This window comes from Allobosea sp. P1_A7, from assembly GCF_056406775.1.
The window spans coordinates 1-547 of the sequence record NZ_JBFTZN010000649.1 but is presented as its reverse complement, the minus strand read 5'-3'; the positions used below and the strand labels follow the sequence as shown (position 1 = coordinate 547).

General features: G+C 54.1%; 1 protein-coding gene. It reads right to left on the bottom strand.

What is annotated here, in order from left to right; genetic code table 11:
- Positions 1 to 109 precede the first annotated feature (109 nt).
- Positions 110 to 547 (bottom strand): hypothetical protein (locus AC1D34_RS38215; RefSeq protein ID WP_476827107.1); only part of this gene is annotated, 438 nt, incomplete at its 5' end.

Genomic DNA, 547 nt, shown 5'->3' with positions numbered 1-547 from the left:
TCGCAGCTCTCCGCAAGGAATTTTATTTTTGAGTTGCATAGTAGGGAACAGGAAGAGGAGGCAAAACGGAATAAAAGGAACGACGATGATGAGCCCGAGACGGGTGGGTTCACTCTGTGATACCGCTTTGGCGACGATACATTTCGGCCGCGCGCACCATCGACGCGTTATATTGTCCGATTTTAATCCCGTGTTGCACCCACGGGTGATCGAGATTGAGTAGGGCGCCGTCCCCATACTCCGCCTCGATACGCCGCCCGCTCTCAACAAATTTTGCATGCTCGGCAATTTCGCGTACGGACTCTGGATCTTTGGTTCGGCTAATGATGTCTCGCCAAAAGGACATCGCACCGTCCACCCCGCGAACGCTCCCCATTTCCTGGGATGCCTGCAATTGCCTGCGGATTCCGACGAATTCGGCGGGCAATTCCGATATGAATTCGGCACCCTGTTCCGATTTCATTCCGGCACCCCATTCCGATTTGAAGCCGGCAGGTGCGAGGTGATTTGCCTGGGTCGTTCGTGATGATTGTCGTGGATGGATTTG